Origin of the sequence: Vibrio sp. Of14-4 (assembly GCF_022347625.1) — a bacterium.
Classification (GTDB): Bacteria; Pseudomonadota; Gammaproteobacteria; order Enterobacterales; family Vibrionaceae; genus Vibrio; species Vibrio pristinus.
On sequence record NZ_JAKRGI010000049.1, the window covers coordinates 1 to 1,484 of the forward strand.

The 1,484-nt window shown below is 40.0% G+C and carries 3 protein-coding genes; all 3 read right to left on the reverse strand.

Going from position 1 to position 1,484, the window contains the following annotated elements; all coding sequences use genetic code 11:
* Window positions 1-570 (reverse strand): PoNe immunity protein domain-containing protein (locus tag MHN79_RS20725; protein WP_239174881.1); only part of this gene is annotated, 570 nt, incomplete at its 3' end.
* A complete protein-coding gene (locus MHN79_RS20730; RefSeq protein ID WP_239174883.1) occupies window positions 567-932 on the reverse strand; it encodes a hypothetical protein in 366 nt (121 codons plus the stop codon). The genes MHN79_RS20725 and MHN79_RS20730, both read right to left, overlap by 4 nt.
* A gap of 71 nt (window positions 933-1,003) precedes the next feature.
* On the reverse strand, window positions 1,004-1,484 hold a 481-nt coding region (locus tag MHN79_RS20735; protein ID WP_239174886.1), incomplete at its 5' end, for a PoNe immunity protein domain-containing protein.

The following is a 1,484-nucleotide window of genomic DNA, read 5'->3' on the forward strand; positions in this document are numbered from 1 at the left end:
TTTTTTGCTTGGTTCGAGCGGCCCTGTTTTTATCGCATTGTACAAATGCTGATAGCTTTTAGGGAAGACTAATGCCTCTTCCGTGTTGTCAGGAATGCCCTGAACATTAAACAAGCGGAACAACTGCGCCATACAGGCTTCACCACTGACTTCTGGAGACGTACCATAAATGCGCGTGATGGTTGATAGATACTCTGTTTTTCCTGTTAAAACCACAAAACTTAAGCACCATAGCAAGAATTGAAAGGAGTCTTGTTCCCAGAAAAGAAAATTTTCATCATTGAAATCGGATTTATGTCTTTGTAATTCTCTCAGAGCAACGTCAGATAAAGTGTTCACCTCGTCAAGCTTATTACCTGCTGAATAGTTTAAAAGTGCTCTTTGGAACCGAGAACTAACCATAGACCAACTTATACGAACCCTGTGAGTTAACTCTTTATTGTTATCTTTTAAAAGATCATACCTATACGAATCGTCTTCACAAAAAAAATCGTTCAATTCTTCATATTCAGCATACTCTAATAACGGTTCTCTACGTATTTTTTCGAAATCTGCAACTTTCAACTTCATAGCTCTACAATACCTATAGCTTTTGCATTCTTATCCAATTGGCTTACGTTTACCACACTGCCCGACGAATCAACAATCATTAACCATCTTTGATAGCCCTCATCTTCAATATCTCTGCGAATTTTGGAAGGTACTTCATCGTCCAGTCTATCTAAAATCCATCTATCACTCATCTGTTTCGTAGATTTATAGCCTTTGCTGCCTTTCGTTGTACTTAACATGGTATCTTTCGCGATACCATCACCATCAATGTATTTTCCAGCTTCAGTTCGGTACTTAGTTTCGGTGACAACATAAGGCGGTGGTGGATTGGAATTTTGGTAAGTTCCATCAATACCACGTCCACGAGGTTTGTCGGTCATTTTCCGATTGGGTCGTTATTAAAAATGCCCAGCAAGTGCTGGGCATAAAATGTAAGGCTTAGCGTGTGTTATTAAGATGTTTGCGATACCCAGAAATAAGCGGTTTCATTATCATCTTGTATCGGCCCTGGCATTGTCTCCCCTTCTTTCAGAGAAATAACGTCGGAAGTCAGGTTAGATTGCCATAACCCCGTGACTGGGCAAGGTGTTTCGGGAAAAGCAATGTGAATGGGTGATAGCTTATCTTTCGATAGACTTTTATCAAAGCCCTGTTTGCGTGCCTCTTCTACCCAATCTTTAGGGTAATAAGGCAAATGGTTATAACTGCTATCATCCAAGTTAAACAATAAAGTTACCATGGCAGCTTCCAGTGACCAATAACCAAAAAACGTTGGGAAACGTCCTTTATGTCTATTATGCCAATAGCAATCTTTCATGCCTTTATACCAACCACGAAGATACGCTTTTATGCTTTCTTCACGCTCTTTTTTGCTTGGTTCGAGCGGCCCTGTTTTTATCGCATTGTACAAATGCTGATAGCTTTTAGGGAAG